The sequence below is a fragment of the Aestuariibius violaceus genome, from assembly GCF_040779325.2.
GTDB lineage: Bacteria > Pseudomonadota > Alphaproteobacteria > Rhodobacterales > Rhodobacteraceae > Aestuariibius > Aestuariibius violaceus.
The window spans coordinates 1327955-1344623 of record NZ_JBFONT020000001.1; the positions used below are offsets into that span (position 1 = coordinate 1327955).

At 63.8% G+C, this 16669-nt stretch carries 18 protein-coding genes; 7 read left to right on the forward strand and 11 right to left on the reverse strand.

The window, feature by feature from the left end; translation table 11 throughout:
- Positions 1–110 precede the first annotated feature (110 nt).
- The 7 genes from paaZ to AADZ90_RS06765 all read left to right on the forward strand — a co-directional run bounded on the left by paaZ (position 111) and on the right by AADZ90_RS06765 (position 6690).
- A complete protein-coding gene (paaZ, locus tag AADZ90_RS06735) occupies positions 111–2183 on the forward strand; it encodes a phenylacetic acid degradation bifunctional protein PaaZ (RefSeq protein WP_367308506.1) in 2073 nt (690 codons plus the stop codon).
- Positions 2170–2949: a hypothetical protein gene (locus AADZ90_RS06740; protein WP_411996957.1), complete on the forward strand. Its 780-nt coding sequence runs from the start codon at positions 2170–2172 to the stop codon at positions 2947–2949. The genes paaZ and AADZ90_RS06740 overlap by 14 nt, the downstream gene beginning before the upstream one ends.
- A 152-nt stretch (positions 2950–3101) precedes the next feature.
- A complete protein-coding gene (gene paaA, locus AADZ90_RS06745) occupies positions 3102–4094 on the forward strand; it encodes a 1,2-phenylacetyl-CoA epoxidase subunit PaaA (RefSeq protein WP_367308504.1) in 993 nt (330 codons plus the stop codon).
- A 4-nt stretch (positions 4095–4098) separates the two neighbouring features.
- Entirely contained in the window at positions 4099–4383 is a 285-nt protein-coding gene (gene paaB / locus AADZ90_RS06750; protein ID WP_367308503.1) for a 1,2-phenylacetyl-CoA epoxidase subunit PaaB, read from the forward strand.
- Positions 4383–5135 (forward strand): 1,2-phenylacetyl-CoA epoxidase subunit PaaC, encoded by a 753-nt coding sequence (gene paaC, locus AADZ90_RS06755; protein ID WP_367308502.1) that lies wholly within the window; start codon positions 4383–4385, stop codon positions 5133–5135. Before paaB ends, paaC begins: the two co-directional genes overlap by 1 nt.
- A gap of 9 nt (positions 5136–5144) precedes the next feature.
- Positions 5145–5609 carry a 1,2-phenylacetyl-CoA epoxidase subunit PaaD gene (gene paaD, locus AADZ90_RS06760; protein ID WP_367308501.1) on the forward strand — a complete coding sequence of 155 codons (465 nt, stop codon included), beginning with the start codon at positions 5145–5147 and terminating at the stop codon, positions 5607–5609.
- A 10-nt stretch (positions 5610–5619) separates the two neighbouring features.
- Complete coding sequence (locus tag AADZ90_RS06765) at positions 5620–6690, forward strand: 2Fe-2S iron-sulfur cluster-binding protein (RefSeq protein ID WP_367308500.1); 1071 nt, start codon at positions 5620–5622, stop codon at positions 6688–6690.
- A 75-nt stretch (positions 6691–6765) separates the two neighbouring features.
- Here AADZ90_RS06765 and lpdA read toward each other — a convergent pair whose 3' ends face one another.
- From lpdA to AADZ90_RS06820, 11 genes are all read right to left on the reverse strand, one after another.
- Positions 6766–8157, reverse strand: coding sequence for a dihydrolipoyl dehydrogenase (gene lpdA, locus AADZ90_RS06770; RefSeq protein WP_367308499.1), 1392 nt, complete (start codon positions 8155–8157; stop codon positions 6766–6768).
- Positions 8158–8187: 30 nt separating this feature from the next.
- Positions 8188–8589, reverse strand: coding sequence for an MAPEG family protein (locus AADZ90_RS06775; RefSeq protein WP_367308498.1), 402 nt, complete (start codon positions 8587–8589; stop codon positions 8188–8190).
- The gene (locus tag AADZ90_RS06780) at positions 8586–9125 is read right to left on the reverse strand and encodes a L,D-transpeptidase family protein (RefSeq protein ID WP_367308497.1); all 540 of its coding nucleotides are present in this window, start codon (positions 9123–9125) and stop codon (positions 8586–8588) included. Before AADZ90_RS06780 ends, AADZ90_RS06775 begins: the two co-directional genes overlap by 4 nt.
- Positions 9126–9130: 5 nt before the next feature.
- Positions 9131–9514, reverse strand: a complete 384-nt coding sequence (locus AADZ90_RS06785) for an MAPEG family protein (RefSeq protein WP_367308496.1) — start codon at positions 9512–9514, stop codon at positions 9131–9133.
- Positions 9515–9573: 59 nt separating this feature from the next.
- Complete coding sequence (locus tag AADZ90_RS06790) at positions 9574–9963, reverse strand: nuclear transport factor 2 family protein (protein ID WP_367308495.1); 390 nt, start codon at positions 9961–9963, stop codon at positions 9574–9576.
- Positions 9964–10281: 318 nt separating this feature from the next.
- Positions 10282–10695 carry a hypothetical protein gene (locus AADZ90_RS06795; RefSeq protein WP_367308494.1) on the reverse strand — a complete coding sequence of 138 codons (414 nt, stop codon included), beginning with the start codon at positions 10693–10695 and terminating at the stop codon, positions 10282–10284.
- A gap of 50 nt (positions 10696–10745) precedes the next feature.
- Complete coding sequence (locus tag AADZ90_RS06800; protein WP_367308493.1) at positions 10746–11006, reverse strand: hypothetical protein; 261 nt, start codon at positions 11004–11006, stop codon at positions 10746–10748.
- Between the two features lies 1 nt (position 11007).
- Positions 11008–12579 carry a 2-oxoglutarate dehydrogenase complex dihydrolipoyllysine-residue succinyltransferase gene (gene odhB, locus AADZ90_RS06805; protein WP_367308492.1) on the reverse strand — a complete coding sequence of 524 codons (1572 nt, stop codon included), beginning with the start codon at positions 12577–12579 and terminating at the stop codon, positions 11008–11010.
- Between the two features lie 4 nt (positions 12580–12583).
- Positions 12584–15553: a 2-oxoglutarate dehydrogenase E1 component gene (locus AADZ90_RS06810; protein ID WP_367308491.1), complete on the reverse strand. Its 2970-nt coding sequence runs from the start codon at positions 15551–15553 to the stop codon at positions 12584–12586.
- Positions 15550–16191, reverse strand: coding sequence for a hypothetical protein (locus AADZ90_RS06815; RefSeq protein ID WP_367308490.1), 642 nt, complete (start codon positions 16189–16191; stop codon positions 15550–15552). The genes AADZ90_RS06810 and AADZ90_RS06815 overlap by 4 nt, the downstream gene beginning before the upstream one ends.
- On the reverse strand, positions 16188–16664 hold the full coding sequence (locus tag AADZ90_RS06820) for a DUF805 domain-containing protein (RefSeq protein ID WP_367308489.1): 477 nt from the start codon (positions 16662–16664) through the stop codon (positions 16188–16190). Before AADZ90_RS06820 ends, AADZ90_RS06815 begins: the two co-directional genes overlap by 4 nt.
- Positions 16665–16669: the final 5 nt, after the last annotated feature.

The following is a 16669-nucleotide window of genomic DNA, read 5'->3' on the forward strand; positions in this document are numbered from 1 at the left end:
TCATAAACCGACCGGTTGGTCAATAATAGAAAGCGCGATGTGCCGGAACGCTTTCACACACCTTGAAACCGCTAGCCCGGGGTCGTGGACCCGCGCAGGAGTATGTCGCGATGAATGAGGTTCTTCGAGAGAACGACAGCGCGTCGGCCGTTCGAGATGTCAGAAGTTTTGCCGCTGGCCAGTGGATCGGGGCGGATGACACCGCGCGCGCGATCCACTCCGCCGTGACCGGCAGGCTGATCGCGCGCGCCGGATGCGCCGCCCTCGATGTGGAGGCGATGCTGGACCATGCGCGCAAGGTCGGCGGGCCGAACCTGCGGGCCATGACGTTCCACCAGCGGGCCAAGATGCTCAAGGCCCTGGCGCTGCATCTGGGGCAGCACAAGGACCGCCTTTACGAGATCTCCTTCGCCACCGGGGCCACGCAGAAGGACCACCTGATCGATATCGACGGCGGCATTGGCACGATGTTCGTCTTCGCCTCGAAAGGGCGGCGCGAGATGCCGGATGCGCATGTCTACCTCGACGGCGATGTCGAGCAGCTGTCGCGGAACGGCACGTTTCTGGGGCAGCACATCTGCACGCCGCTGCAGGGCGTCGCGGTCCATATCAACGCCTTCAACTTCCCCGTCTGGGGGATGCTGGAAAAACTCGCGCCCACGCTTCTGGCCGGGGTACCGGCCATCGTGAAGCCGGCCACGGCCAGCTGCTATGTCACGGAACTGGCGGTTGAGATCCTGCTGGAGAGCGGTCTGCTGCCCGCGGGCGCGCTGCAGCTGGTCTCCGGTGGGTTGGGCGACATGCTGGATCGGCTGACCAGCCAGGATGTGGTCAGCTTCACAGGCTCTGCCGAGACCGCGCTGAAGCTGCGCTCGGCCCCGCATATCCTTGGCAACTCGATCCGGTTCATTGCCGAACAGGACAGCCTGAACGCCTCGATCCTTGGGCCGGACGCCGCGCCCGGCACGCCGGAATTCGACCTGTTCATCAAGGAAGTCACGCGAGAGATGACCGCGAAGGCGGGGCAGAAATGCACCGCGATCCGCCGCATCCTTGCGCCGGACGCCCACGTTGCCGATGTGATCGAAGCGCTTCAGGCAAAGCTGTCCAAGACGACCATCGGCGACCCGAAGGACGCGGCGACCCGCATGGGGGCCTTGGTGTCGGGCAGCCAAAAGGCGGACGTTCTGGAAAAGGCAGCGATGATCGGGGCCGAGGCGGACCGGGTCTTTGGCGATCCCGAGAATTTCGACGTGCACGGAGCCAGCGCCGAAGACGGCGCCTTCCTTCCCCCGATGCTGTTCCACTGCGCCAACCCGGACGCCGCCACGAACGTGCACGAGGTCGAAGCCTTCGGTCCCGTCTCGACCGTGATGCCCTATGGCGACCTCGACCACGCGATTGCCCTGGCCAATCGGGGGCAAGGCAGCCTGGTCGCCTCGGTCATCACCCATGACCCTGACGTGGCCCGGCAGGTTGCCATGGGCGCGGGGGCGTTCCACGGACGGCTTTACTTCAACGACCGCGACTCGATGGGCGAAAGCACGGGCCACGGCTCTCCCCTGCCCCATATGGTGCATGGCGGTCCGGGCCGCGCGGGCGGGGGCGAGGAGATGGGCGGCGTGCGCGGTGTGATGCACTACATGCAGCGCACCGCCATCCAGGGCAGCCCCGACATCCTGACGGCCATCGGCGGCAAGTGGGTGCCGGACGCGACCGAGATCACCCATGACGATCACCCGTTCACGCGAACGTTCCACGATCTTGAGATCGGGGAGACGTTTCGGACCAGACCGCGGCAGATCACCAGCGACGACGTCGCGCATTTTGCCGAGTTCACCGGCGATACCTTCTACGCGCATATGGATGACGCAGCCGCCCGGCGGAACCCGTTCTTCCCCGGCCGCGTGGCCCATGGCTATCTGCTGCTCAGCTTTGCCGCGGGTCTGTTCGTGCAGCCTGACGAGGGGCCGGTTCTGGCCAATACCGGACTGGACAACCTGCGCTTCATGAAGCCGGTGGAGCCGGGTGACAGCATCAAGGTGCGCCTGACCGTCAAGCACAAGACCCCGCGCAACGATGAGTACGGCGAGGTGCGCTGGCATGTCACGCTCACCAACCAGGACGAGGATCTGGTGGCGGAGTATGACCTGCTGACCATGAGTGCCTATGCCGCACGCTGACTTGCAGCCGGGACCGGGGCGGATAGTCTCCGGCCCGATGGAAACGACGCGCCCTGACCCGATCCTTGATCAGCTGCTTGGGCTTGAGACCACCAAGACCTGGTCGCTGATCGCCACGATTTTCGGGGATCTCGACGGTGACCGCCTGTCCGGCAAGGAGCTTGGGACACTTCTGGCGCCCCTGGGCGTGAAGCCCGAGGCGATGCGCGTCGCGCTCCACCGGCTGAAGAAAGACGGCTGGATCATATCTGAGAAGAACGGGCGCGAGGTGGTCTATGCCTTGTCCGATCACGGGCGGCAGGAGACCTTTGCCGCGCAGAAGGATGTCTATCGCCGCGATGTGAAGTTCGCCGAAGGGTGGCGGCTGATCATGCTGCCGGGAGAGGCCGCACGGCCGTATAATGGGCCTCATATCGCGATCGACAGGGGCCTCCTTCTGGTCCCCAAAGGTGCGGGCGCACTGCCTGCCGACGCTTTGGAACTGTCGCTTGTGGAGCCGATACCGGATTGGTTCGAAAGCCGTTTGGCCCCACCGCATGTGTGGGCTCAAGCGGGCCGATTGACAGACCTTGCCGAGCAGTTCCTGGCCGGACCCCGCTTGGGACAGATCAGTGCGCGGCTGATGTTCCTTCACTACTGGCGCAAGATGGCTCTCCGAACCGGCACGTGGGCGCATATCGGGCTCGTGCCGGAGGGCACGATGGCAAACTGTCATGCCGCGGTGACCGAGGTTTTCGAACAGACCTCTCGCACGAAGATTACTTGAGAATAGCCTTGGAGTTGAGATCGCTGGGCCGGGAATTGGCCAAAACGTTACAAGATACGTATTGCTGTATGTTTTAGTAACATGTTAGGCTGGTGGGCAAGTGGAGGAGGAATCGGCGTTGGCATTGTCCCGACGCCGGGGGAGGATCAGAGATGTACGCGCAGATCGTGAAATCGACCGGCGAGGGTGTCCTGTCGCGAGAGGAGATGTCGCCGGAAGACCGCGCCTTTCAGGACCGGATCGACGCGGGCGAAAAGATCGAACCCAAGGACTACATGCCCGAGGGCTATCGCAAGACCCTGATCCGCCAGATCGGCCAGCACGCCCATTCCGAAATCGTAGGCCAGCTTCCCGAGGGCAACTGGATCACCCGGGCGCCCACGCTGGAGCGGAAGGCGAACCTGCTGGCCAAGGTGCAGGACGAGGCGGGTCATGGCCTGTATCTTTACTGCGCCGCCGAAACGCTGGGCGTCAGCCGCGATGACCTGACCGAGCAGCTGTTGTCGGGGAAGATGAAGTATTCCTCGATCTTCAACTATCCGACGCTCACCTGGGCCGATATGGGCGCGGTCGGCTGGCTGGTGGATGGCGCTGCGATCATGAACCAGGTGCCGTTGCAGCGCACGTCCTACGGGCCTTACGCCCGCGCGATGGTGCGGATCTGCAAGGAAGAAAGCTTTCACCAGCGCCAGGGCTTTCACATCATGATGGCCATGGTCAACGGCACGGCCGAGCAGAAGCGCATGGCGCAGGACGCCCTGAACCGGTTCTGGTATCCCGCCCTGATGATGTTCGGCCCGTCCGACAAGGACAGCGTCCATTCCGCGCAATCCATGGCGTGGAAGATCAAGATCAACACCAACGACGAACTGCGTCAGAAATTCGTGGACGAGACGGTGCCGCAGGCCGAATACCTCGGGCTGACGATCCCCGACGAGGCGCTATCGTGGAACGAAGAGACCGGGCATTACGACTTCACCGAACCCGACTGGTCGGAATTCTTTGACGTGATCGCAGGCAACGGCCCCTGCAACACCGACCGTCTGAACGTGCGGCAAAAGGCCTGGGACGAGGGCGCATGGGTGCGTGAGGCGATGGTCGCCCATGCCGAAAAGAAACGCGCGCGCAAACTGGCAGCGGAGTAGATCCATGAGCAAAGAATGGCCCCTGTGGGAAGTCTTCATCCGTGGACAACACGGGATGAGCCACCGCCATGTCGGCTCGCTTCATGCCGCGGACGCGGAACACGCGATCAAGAATGCCCGCGATGTCTATACCCGCCGCAATGAAGGCGTCAGTATCTGGGTGGTCGAGGCGGCGCATATCGCGGCGTCCAGCCCCTCGGACAAGGGCCCGCTCTACGATCCGGCCCGCGACAAGGTCTATCGCCACCCGACCTTCTACGAGATCCCTGAAGACGTGGGGAAAATGTGATGGACCATCTGTTCGAGTTTCTGCTGCGCCAGGGGGACAATGCGCTTGTTCTGGGTCACCGGACCTCGGAATGGTGCGGCATCGCGCCGGCGCTGGAAGAGGACATCGCGCTGACCAACACCGCGCTGGACCTGATCGGCCAGACCCAGCTTTGGCTGGGCTATGCGGCCGAGGTCGAAGGCAAGGGGCGCAGCACGAACGATCTGGCCTTCCTGCGCGATGCCTATGATTTCAAGAACCTTCTGATGCTGGAGGTACCGAACGCGGATTTTGGCCGTACACTGGCACGCCAGTTCTTCTTCGACGCCTTCCAGGTGCCGTGGCTGGACGCCTTGCAGGCCTCGACCGACACCCGCGTGGCCGAGATCGCGGCGAAGTCCCTGAAAGAGGCGCGCTATCACCTTGAGCGGTCGTCGGCGACGGTGATCGCCCTTGGTGACGGAACCGAAGACAGCAACCGGCGTCTGCAGGCCGCGGTCGATTACCTCTGGCCCTATACCGGCGAAGTCTTTGAGGATGATGCGACCGATCGGGCGATGGCTGGCAGCGGCGTGGCTCCCTTGCCATCCGACCTCCGCACGCAGTGGGAGAACGTCGTGTCCGACACGATGATGGCCGCCTGCCTGGCCCGGCCCGAAAGCCAGTTCGCCCATAAGGGTGGGCGTACGGGGGTCCGTCATACGGAACACCTTGGCCACATGCTGGCCACGATGCAGGTGCTCCAGCGTTCTCACCCCGGGGCGGCGTGGTAGGACATGCCGGTGGCGGCGCGCATTACGGAGGACCAGATCTGGGCGTGGCTTGAGGCCGTGCCGGACCCCGAGATCCCGGTGATCTCGGTTGTCGATCTGGGCGTCATCCGCGGCGTCGAGGTGTCGGGCGACGACGTGAAAGTCACGATCACCCCGACCTATTCCGGTTGTCCCGCCATGGCGGTGATCGCGATGGATATCGAAACCGCGCTGGCCAGACAGGGGGTCACCCGCCTGAACCTCGAAACCCGTATCGCCCCGCCCTGGACCACCGACTGGCTGTCGGAAAAGGGCCGTGCGCGCCTGGAAGAGTTCGGCATCGCGCCCCCGCAGGCGGCGGGTGGTCCCGAGCGGTGCCCGCGTTGCGGTTCCGCGGCGGTCGAGAAGGTCAGCCAGTTCGGCTCCACCCCCTGCAAGGCGCAGTGGCGCTGCACGGACTGCCTTGAGCCCTTCGACTATTTCAAGTGCATCTGAGAGGTCTGCTATGGCGCAGTTTCATCCCCTCACCGTGACCGACATTCGCAAGACCACCCGCGATGCGGTGGTCGTCACGCTCAAGCCGGTTAATGGCGGTGACTTTTCCTTCACCCAAGGCCAGTACCTGACTTTCCGGCGCACCTTCGACGGCGAGGAACTGCGCCGGTCCTACTCGATCTGCGCGGGCACGTCGGAGGGGGTTCTGCAGGTCGGCATCAAGCGCGTCGCCGGTGGCGCCTTCTCGACCTGGGCCAATACCGATCTCGCGCCCGGGGACGTCGTCGAGGCGATGCTGCCGATGGGCAGTTTCTATGCCGGTGACGATGCGGAGGTGACGCACATCCTGGCCTTTGCGGCCGGGTCCGGGATCACGCCGATCCTGTCAATCATCAAGACCACCCTGGAGGACAGCGAGACCTCTCGCGTCACGCTTGTATACGGCAACCGCAACCCCAATACGGTGATGTTCCGGGACGAGCTGGAAGACCTCAAGAACGTCTATATGGGGCGGCTGAATGTCGTGCATATCCTGTCCGACGAGAGCCAGGAGATCGACCTGTTCCGCGGGCGCATCGACGCAAAGAAATGCCGGAGCCTTTTCACCCATTGGATCGATCTGGCCTCGGTCACCCGAGCCTATATCTGCGGCCCCGAAGAGATGATGAAGACCGTCTCGGCAAGCCTTGAGGAGCACGGTCTGGCCAAAGACCGGATCCGGTTCGAGTTGTTCGCCAGCAACCAGCCGGGCCTCGCCCCCAAGCGTGCAGTTGATCATGCGGCCGGAGAGGCGGGGGTTGCAGGTCAGGTGACAATCGGTGGCGAGACGCGATCGCTGATGATCCCGCAGAATACCAGTCTCCTGGAGGCCGCCCTGGCGGAAAACATCGATGCCCCTTTCGCCTGCAAGGGCGGGGTGTGTTCGACATGCAAGGCCAAGGTCCTTGAGGGACAGGTCGAAATGGTCGCAAACCACGCCCTGGAGGATTACGAGGTGGATGCGGGCTTCGTCCTGACCTGCCAGAGCTATCCAGTGTCGTCAGAGAAGGTGGTGTGGGATTACGATCTGTCCCGGCACTGAACGGGGCAGAGGGCGTCTTTCAAGACGACGGCGTGGCGCCGTGAGCCCGACGGGTGACGCCGCCCAGCCCGCGGGTCACGCGTGAATGGCGCCCATGCCGCTGGCCGCCAGCGCCGCTTCGCGGACCGCTTCTGAATAGGTCGGGTGGGCGTGGCAGGTGCGGGCGAGGTCTTCGGCCGCGGCGCCGAACTCCATGGCGACGCAGATCTCGTGGATCAGGTCGCCCGCCATCGGGCCGATGATGTGGGCGCCGAGGATGCGGTCGGTCGCCTGGTCGGCGAGGATCTTGACGAAGCCCTCCGCCGCGAAGTTCGCGCGCGCCCGCCCGTTGCCCATGAACTGGAACGTCCCCGCGCGGTAGGCGTGCCCCGCCTCTTTCAGCTGTGCCTCGGTCTGGCCGACGCTTGCGACCTCGGGATGGGTGTAGATGACCGACGGGATCACGCCGTAATTCACGTGGGGGTGCTGGCCCGCGACGCCTTCGGCCACAGCCATCCCCTCATCCTCGGCCTTGTGGGCGAGCATGGGGCCTGCGATGCAGTCGCCGATCGCGTAGATGCCGTCGATATTCGTCCGGTAATGGTCGTCGACCTCGATCTGGCCGCGGTCGCTGACCTTGACCCCCAGCGCATCCAGGCCGAGCCCGTCGGTATAAGGCTTCCGCCCGGTCGAGACGAGCACGACATCGGCATCCAGCGTTGCCTCGCTGTCGTCCTTCTTGAGCTTGTAGCTGACCTTGGCCTTCGTCTTGGTCGCCTCGACCCCCTGCACCGCGGCGCCGAGGATGAAGGTCAGCCCCTGCTTGCCGAGGATCCTCTGGAACTGCCGTTGCACGTCGGCATCCATGCCCGGCGTGATCGTGTCCATGTATTCGACCACCGTCACCTCGGACCCGAGCCTTGCATAGACCGATCCAAGCTCCAGCCCGATCACGCCCGCGCCGATCACGACCATCTTCTTGGGGATCTTGCCCAGCGACAGCGCCCCTTCGGAGGTCACGACGACCTTCTCGTCGATCTCGACGCCAGGCAGCGAGGACGGCTCTGACCCGGTGGCGACGATGATGTGCTTGGCCTCATGGACCTCGTCGCCCACCTTGACCTTGCCCGCCTCGGGGATCGAGCCCCAGCCCTTGAGCCAGTCAATCTTGTTCTTCTTGAACAGGAACTCCACGCCCTTGGTGTTCTGGCCGATCACGTCGTCCTTGTAGGCCAGCATCTGCGGCCAGTCGACGGACGGGCTTTTGCCCTTGAGGCCCATCTTGGTGAAGTTGTGTTCGGCCTCGTGCAGCAGCTCGGTCGAGTGCAGGAGCGCCTTCGAGGGGATGCAGCCGATGTTGAGGCAGGTCCCGCCCAGCGTCTCGCGCCCCTCGACACACGCGGTCTTGAGCCCCAGCTGTGCGCAGCGGATCGCGCAGACATAGCCGCCGGGTCCGGAGCCGATGATGATCACGTCGTAACTGGCCATGGGAGGTCTCCTTCGGGGCGTCTGTGCTGTTCAGATAAGGGCTGCGAGGATCATCAGGAAGGTCGCGGTGAAGCCCACGACCCAGATGATCGAGCGGTGTGGCGAAAGGCCCATCGCATAGGCCGGGATATAGGCGATCCGCGCGATCAGGTAGATCCACGCGCAGGTCGCGGTGAACCAGGTCGACTGGTCGCCCAGGGTCACGATGACCGCCGCGATGGTGAAGAGGATCAGCCCTTCGAAATGGTTCTCCAGCGCCCGTTTCAGCCGTTTCGTCCGCTCCGACAGGCCGGCCGCCAGCGCCTGCTGATCGTCGCGCGGGCCCATCGTCTTGTCTGGCCCCAGTTCGAGGTTCGCGGGCACCGCGTAGACGACGAATTGCAGCGCCTGCAGAAGCGCCGCGAGGGCGAGGACGGTGAGTTCGGGGGTCATTCGGCGATCTCGATCGGCGTGCCGTCGGGGACAAGCGCCCAGATCTCGCGCATCTCGGCGTTGGTGACGGCGATGCAGCCGTTGGTCCAGTCCCACACGCGGTGCAGGCCACTCACGAAGCCCCAGCCATTGGGCAGGCCGTGGATCATGATGTTCCCGCCGGGAGAGACGCCCTGCGCCTTGGCCCGCGCGGTGTCATCGGCATTGGGGTAGGAGATATGGAGGCTGAGATGGGCGATGGAATTCGGGTTGCGCCAGTCGATGACGTAGCTGCCGGTCGGGGTGCGCTCGTCGCCTTCCTGTCCCTTGTGGCCCTCGGGCGCGGCGCCGAGCGAGACTTTGTAGCTGCGGATCACGGTGCCCTCGCGCAGCAGGTCGAGGCGGCGGTCGGACTTGTCGACGCGGACCATGTCGGCGCGCTGGACCTCGGGCGCAAGCGGCGGGGGCGTGCCGGAACCGGTGCGGGCCATGACCTGCGTATAGCCGATGATGGCGAGCGGCAGGGCAAGGGCGGCGATGATCAGGGCGCGGCGCATCGGCGTCAGAGGGCGAGGAAATAGAGGATGCAGGTCGCGATGAACCCAGCCGTCCAGACGGCGGTGCGCAGGCCGATGATGCCGAAGATATAGGCGGGTACATAGATCACCCGGGCGACGAGGAAGATCTGCGCGGCCAGCAGTGTCTGGTTCATCTCGCGGTCGAGGACGATCAGAAGGATCACAGCCGGCGCGAACAGCGCCATGGCGACAACCGAGTTATCAAGCGCGCGGGCCAGCCGCCCGGTCATCCCCGCGACGGTCCGTTCCTCGTCGCGCGAGGACAGCAGATAGCCCATCCCGAGCGCCTGCATGGCGCCGGTTGCCTGCAGGACGAGGGTGATGGCGGTGAGAAGCCCGTAGAGGGCGAGTATGGTAGAGAGGGTCATGTCAACGTCGTAAGTGGCAGCGCGGCAAAGGTCAAAGCGCACATGCGTGCTGTTTGGTTTTACGCCGTCTCCGGCGGGTGCCCGACATAGACCGATGGGATATCCCAGACCTCGGCGACCTTGCCGTCCCGGAACCGCCAGATCACGGCGACGTCGAATTCGTGGCGCCCGGCGCCTTCGCCAAAGCTGTTTTTCGTATGGGCGACGACAAGCTCGTCCCCCAAGGGCCAGGCATCCTGCGGCACGACTTTGAACGTGGCATCTGACATCTCGGCGAGCTGCCGGAAGAACCGGCTGAGCCCGTCGATCCCGTGGTAATCGCCTTGAAGGTCGGCACGGAGGGGATTGAAGAAGTGCCAGACGAAATCCTCCGTCACGAGTCCCTTGCAGGTTTCGGGGGTCCGGATGTCGAAGCGTTCCAGCGTTTCGAGGTTCTTTTGGGCGGTCATGGTAACGGCCTTCTTGAGGGGAGTGGTGTTGAACGGGGCAGGCACGGGAAACGTTACATCGGTTCGCATAGACGAAACGGCGGACGGCCTCTCCTTGCGCGATGTCAAACTTCCGGGAAAATTCGGCCGGTGGCCAAGATGGTGAAGCGGGTCAGAGGCCCTCCGAGCATAGAGTGGGCATCGGCCCTCCGCCCGCCGTTTGCTCCGCGGTATGAGATGGTGGGCAGAATTGCCCACCCTACGCTTGCTGTTTTGTTTTAGTGCGGGATATGCGCGTCTTGCCCAGCCTATTCGACTGTTCCGTCTCCGACATTCACTTCATCCTTGCCGGATATGTTCCAGCAGGGTCGTGCGGACGAAGAGGAGCCACAGGAGCGCCAGAAATCCTATCCCGGCGATGGATTGTGCGAGCCCAGCGACGGAGATCGCGTGTGGCGAGGACGAGGCAACCACGAGGATGAGATAGGTAACGGTCCAAAGGCCCATCGCCTCGATCAACGGGATGACCAGCCTGCTGCGGAAGAAGGAAAAGACGGCAGCCGCGCCCGAAATGCCGAGGGCGCCGATGAACATGACGCTTGCCTCAATCGGGCCGATATAGCTGAAACAGTTGATCAGGCTCGGCTCCGCAGTGGTGGTCGGGAAGACAAACATCTTGATCGCAAAGGCCACCCACACGGCGCCTGTGATCAGGCTGAGCTTGAAGGGAAGTTCGAGGCCGGTGATCCGCATCAGGGTAGTTCAGGAAACCATATGAAATTGGAAGAGAGAGTTCATGAGCATCATGCCTTCGCTCTCCTCCGAGGCGGGGGTGGCAGGTCAGAACTCTCTGCCATTTCCATCCATTCTGCGGATGTCTCAAGCGTCGCGCAGATCGAGATATCCAGCTCTTTCCGACGTTGCCGTGGAATTCCAATCGACAGTTCAGGACCATTCTCGAACTGAACCATGATGTGATGGCGGCTGTCCTGTCTGACGAACTTCACCTTCTGCCCCTTGAGGAGCGCTGTCGATCGAGCGTTGGCTTCGTCGAAGTCTCCCATCTCACAAATCCATCAGCAGCCGCCGCGGATCCTCCAGCGCTTCCTTCACCCGCACAAGGAACGTCACCGCCCCCTTGCCGTCGACGATGCGGTGGTCGTAGCTGAGGGCGAGGTACATCATCGGGCGGATCACGATTTCTCCGTTCACGACCATGGGACGCTCCTGGATCTTGTGCATGCCGAGGATGCCCGATTGCGGCGGGTTCAGGATCGGCGAGCTCATCAGCGAGCCGTAGACGCCGCCGTTCGAGATGGTGAACGAGCCGCCCTGCATGTCGGCCATGGAGAGCTTGCCGTCGCGGGCCTTCACGCCCAGTTCGGCGATGGTCTTTTCGATCGTCGCGAAGCTCATGTCGTCGGCGTTGCGCACGACGGGCACGACAAGGCCGTTCGGCGTGCCGACGGCGATGCCCATATGGACGTAGTTCTTGTAGACGACGTGGTCGCCGTCGATCTCGGCATTGACGTCCGGCACCTCTTTCAGGGCGTGGCAGCACGCCTTGGTGAAGAACGACATGAAGCCCAGCTTGACGCCATGCTTCTTCAGGAACAGGTCTTTGTATTCATTGCGCAATTCCATGACGCCGGTCATGTCCACCTCGTTATAGGTGGTCAGCATGGCCGCTGTGTTCTGCGCCTCTTTCAGGCGGCGGGCGATGGTCTGGCGCAGGCGGGTCATCTTGACCCGTTCCTCCTGCGCCTCGTCCTCTGCCGCGACGGGCGCGCGCGGGGCGGGCGCGGGGGCCTCGGCCTGCTTCGGCGGTTCGGACAGCGCCTTGAGCACGTCGCCCTTCATCACCCGGCCGTCGCGGCCGGTGGCGGTGACCGCATCGCGGGAGAGGTTCTTTTCCGCCATCAGCTTTTGCGCCGAGGGGGCATCTTCCACATCACTGCGCCCCTTGTCGGGCGTCTGGGTCTGGGCAGGCGTGTTCGCCTCCATCGTCGTCTTGGGCGTGCCGACGCTTTCGGAATGGCCCGCGCCGCGGGTCATCACGGCCAGCTTGCCGCCGGCAGCGACGGTTTCGCCTTCCTTTGCGAGGATCTCGGTCAGCGTCCCGGCGGTGGGGGCGGGCACCTCGACCGACACCTTGTCGGTTTCCAGCTCGCACAGCATCTCATCCGCCGCAACGCTGTCGCCCGCCTGTTTGAACCAGGTGGAGACGGTCGCCTCGGTCACGCTTTCGCCAAGGGCGGGGACCATGATGTCGACCGGCTCTCCCTCGCCGTCATCCTCGGTCTTGGGGGCGGGCTTGCTTTCCTCGGCCTCAGCCTCGGCCGCTTTCGGAGCGGCCTCCGCCTTCGGCGCGTCATCCGCAGGAGCCGCGCCGTTTCCGGCGCCTTCCGCGATCTGGGCGAGCAGGGCGTCGACGCCCACCGTCTCGCCCTCCTTGGCCACGATCTCTTCCAGCTTGCCAGCGGCGGGAGAGGGAACCTCGACCGTGACCTTGTCGGTCTCGAGCTCGCAGAGCATCTCGTCCACTTCCACCGCGTCGCCGGGCTGCTTGAACCAGGTCGCGACGGTGGCTTCGGTTACCGATTCCCCGAGGGTGGGAACACGCACTTCGGTACTCATCTGATTATCCTTCGATTCCAAGCGCTTCGTTCACGAGCGCGTCCTGCTGTGCCTTGTGTTGCGATGCGAGGCCGGTCGCGGGCGACGCGGCGGCGGCGCGGCCCGCATAGACGGGCCGTTTGTGCTGGGCGTCGATGCGGGTCAGCACCCATTCGAGGTTGGGCTCCATGAAGGACCAGCCGCCCTGGTTGCGGGGTTCTTCCTGGCACCAGATCATCTCGGCCCCCTTGAAGCGCTCCAGCTCCTTGACCGCCGACTGGGCGGGGAAGGGATAGAACTGCTCGAACCGGAGGAGGTAGACATCGTCGAGCCCTTCGGCGTCGCGCTTTTCCAGAAGGTCGTAATAGACCTTGCCCGAACACATCACGACGCGTTTGACCTTGTCGTCGGCGGCCAGCTTGGTGTCGGAGTTGCCGTATTCCGCATCGTCCCAGAGGACGCGGTGGAAGGAGGATCCGGTCAGGAACTCCTCTTTCTTCGACACCGCCATCTTGTGCCGCAGCAGCGACTTCGGCGTCATGATGATCAGCGGTTTGCGGAACGTCCGGTGCAGCTGGCGCCGCAGGATGTGGAAGTAGTTCGCGGGCGTCGTGCAATTGGCGATGATCCAGTTGTCCTGGCCGCACATCTGCAGGAAGCGTTCCAGCCGGGCCGAGGAATGCTCGGGCCCTTGTCCTTCGTAGCCGTGGGGCAGCAGGCAGACGAGGCCGGACATCCTGAGCCACTTGCTTTCGCCCGAGGAGATGAACTGGTCGAACATGATCTGCGCGCCGTTGGCGAAATCGCCGAACTGCGCCTCCCACATGGTCAGCGCGTTGGGTTCGGACAGCGAGTAGCCGTATTCGAAGCCCAGCACCGCGTATTCCGAGAGCATCGAGTCGATGACCTCGTACCGGCCCTGCCCCTCGCGGATGTTGTTGAGTGGGTAGTAGCGGCTTTCGTCCTCCTGATTGACGAAGGCCGAATGGCGCTGGGAGAAGGTGCCGCGGGTGGAATCCTGGCCCGAGAGGCGCACCGGGTAGCCCTCGGTCAGGAGGGATCCGAAGGCCAGCGCCTCGGCCGTGGCCCAGTCGAAGCCTTCGCCGCTGTCGAACATCTTGGCCTTGGCCTCTAACAGCCGACCGACGGTCCGGTGCAACGGAAAATCGTCGGGTGCCTTGGTCAGTGCCTTGCCGACCTGATCGAAGGTCTCTTCCTTGATGGCGGTCTTGCCGCGCTGGTACTTGCCCGCCTCGCGCTTGTCGAGGTGGCTCCAGCGCCCGTCGAGCCAATCGGCCTTGTTCGGGCGATAGTCCTTGCCGGCCTCGAACTCCTCGTTGAGGTGGGATTGGAAGGACGCCTTCATATCCTCGATCTCGCCTTCGGGGATCAGCCCGTCGGCGACCAGCCGTTCCGTGTAGAGCGTCAGCGTCGTCTTCTGCTTCTTGATCTTCTTGTACATCAGGGGGTTGGTGAACATCGGTTCGTCCCCCTCGTTGTGGCCGAAGCGGCGGTAGCAGAAGATATCGATCACAACGTCCTTGTGGAACTTCTGCCGGAACTCGGTCGCGACCTTGGCGGCGTGGACGACCGCCTCGGGGTCGTCGCCGTTCACGTGGAAGATCGGTGCCTCGACCATCAGCGCGATGTCGGTGGGGTAGGGGCTGGAACGGCTGAAATGCGGCGCCGTCGTGAACCCGATCTGGTTGTTGACGACGATATGCATCGTGCCGCCCGTGCGGTGCCCGCGCAGGCCCGAAAGGCCGAAGCATTCGGCGACCACGCCCTGGCCTGCGAAGGCCGCATCGCCATGCAGCAGCACCGGCAGCACCTTGGTCCGCTCGGGGTCGTTCAGCTGGTCCTGCTTGGCGCGCGCCTTGCCGAGGACGACCGGGTTCACCGCTTCGAGGTGCGAGGGGTTCGCGGTCAGTGACAGGTGGACGGAGTTGCCGTCGAATTCCCGGTCGGACGAGGCGCCGAGGTGATACTTCACGTCGCCAGAGCCATCCACGTCTTCGGGTTTGAAGGACCCGCCCTGGAATTCGTTGAAGATGGCGCGATAGGGCTTGCCCATCACATTGGCCAGCACGCTCAGCCGCCCGCGGTGGGGCATGCCGATCACGATCTCGTCGATGCCCAGCGCACCGCCGCGCTTGATGATCTGCTCCATCGCCGGGATCAGCGCCTCGCCCCCATCCAGGCCGAAGCGTTTGGTGCCCATGTATTTGACGTGCAGGAACTTTTCGAAGCCCTCGGCCTCGACCATCTTGTTGAGGATCGCCTTGCGGCCTTCCTTGGTGAACTGGATCTCCTTGCCCAGCCCCTCGATCCGTTCCTTCAGCCAGCCAGATTGTTCTGGATCCGAGATGTGCATGTATTGCAGCGCGAAGGTGCCGCAATAGGTGCGCTTCACCAGGGCCAGGATCTCGTTCATCGTCGCGATTTCGAGGCCCAGCACGTTGTCGATGAAGATCGGCCGGTCCATGTCGGCGGCGGTGAAGCCGTAGCTTTTCGGGTCGAGCTCGGGATGCGGCTCTTCCTCGCGCATCCCCAGCGGATCGAGGTCGGCGACAAGGTGCCCCCGGATCCGGTAGGCGCGGATGATCATCAGCGCGCGGATCGAGTCGAGCACGGCGGACCGCACCTGCGCATCGGTGATCGACACGCCCTTTTCCTCGGCCTTGGCCTGGATCTTCTCGCCCGCCACCTTGGCCTCTTTCGCGGCCGCCGGGTCGGCGGGCCACTGCCCGTCAAGCGCCGCGGTCAGATCGTCGGCGGGCTGCGGCGGCCAGTCGGCGCGCGCCCAGGACGGCCCCTCCGCCTCGGCCTTGGCCGCGTCGCTGTCGCCAAGCTCCTTGAAGAACCGCTGCCACTCGTCATCGACCGCGTCCGGGTTGTCGGCGTAGCGGGCATAGAGCTGCTCGATGTAATCGGCATTCGCCCCCTGCAGGAAGGAGGAGGCATGGAAGACGTCGTTGGGGGATTGTTCGGTCATTGGGGGACCTCGTTGGGCGGGAAACTATTGTAAGTGTTGAACACCGTCTGCGGGACGTATGAACGGCTGCTCTTTTCCATGAGAGACATACGGTCGAGAGAGATAACAAAAGCAGATGCTGCATCGGGCATTGTGCCGTCTGAGGAAGGCTCCCCGCGAAGCTGGACCCGATCTGAATGAGTGAAGTCGGCGGTTGCCGGGAAGATCGGCTCGGCTAGGACACCTTCGCATCTGACGACCGAGAACGCAGGATTGTTGCTGAGGTAAACGACAAGTGCTTCAGGCCCACCTTCTGTCTCGCGGAGAAAGATCCGCATCGCGCTTTCGGGTAAATCGACTTTGTGTCGTAGTCCCCGGATTGCAGACTCATTGAGTTCAAGCATCGAAGGGAGTCTGGCTACCGGTGCATCGCCAAAGAAGCTCTCGGCAGCGTTAGTCCATATCATTGCGTCGACGAAAGCATCGGGAAGGGCAGTCCGCTCTAAAACAGTCCAACCTGCCGCCTCCAGCGGAGCCTGGACCGCGGCGATCGAATTCGCACTTTGTGCGCAAATTCCCAGGGTCGCTCCCAAAAAGTTCGAGTCTGCGTGAGCTGATGTCGCCATGAAGACGAACAGCGATGCGAGTGCTTTTCTCACGCCTCCACCCCCTTCGGATTGGCGCCATAGCGGTTTGCCCCCGGCTCCGACGGGCGGGCGAGGAGGAGGAGGGTCAGGGCGAGGGCGGCAAGTTCGATCACGGTCAGCACGATATAGGCAAGGTTGCGCCCCGTCTGTAGCCATCCGGCTGCTAAAGCGGCGTTAACCGGCACGACCACCGCCAAGGGCACCAGCGTGAGCCATCCCGGCCGCCCGGTATCCTGCATCCGCCGCCAGCCCAGCGCCATCAGCGGACACGCCATGGCCAGCAGCGCCAGCCCCGTCACGGGAAACCGCGGGCTGGCATCGACCGCGACCGTTCCGCCCCCGAACACCACCTGATCCACCCCCAGCGCCAGCACGACCACACAAAGCGCCGCCAGCATCGTCCACCAGAACTCCGACCGCCGGGAGCGGCCCGAGAAGGTCCGCCAGCGGGCAAGAGAGGCTTGGAGGGCGGCGAGGGGGGTCATCTTTC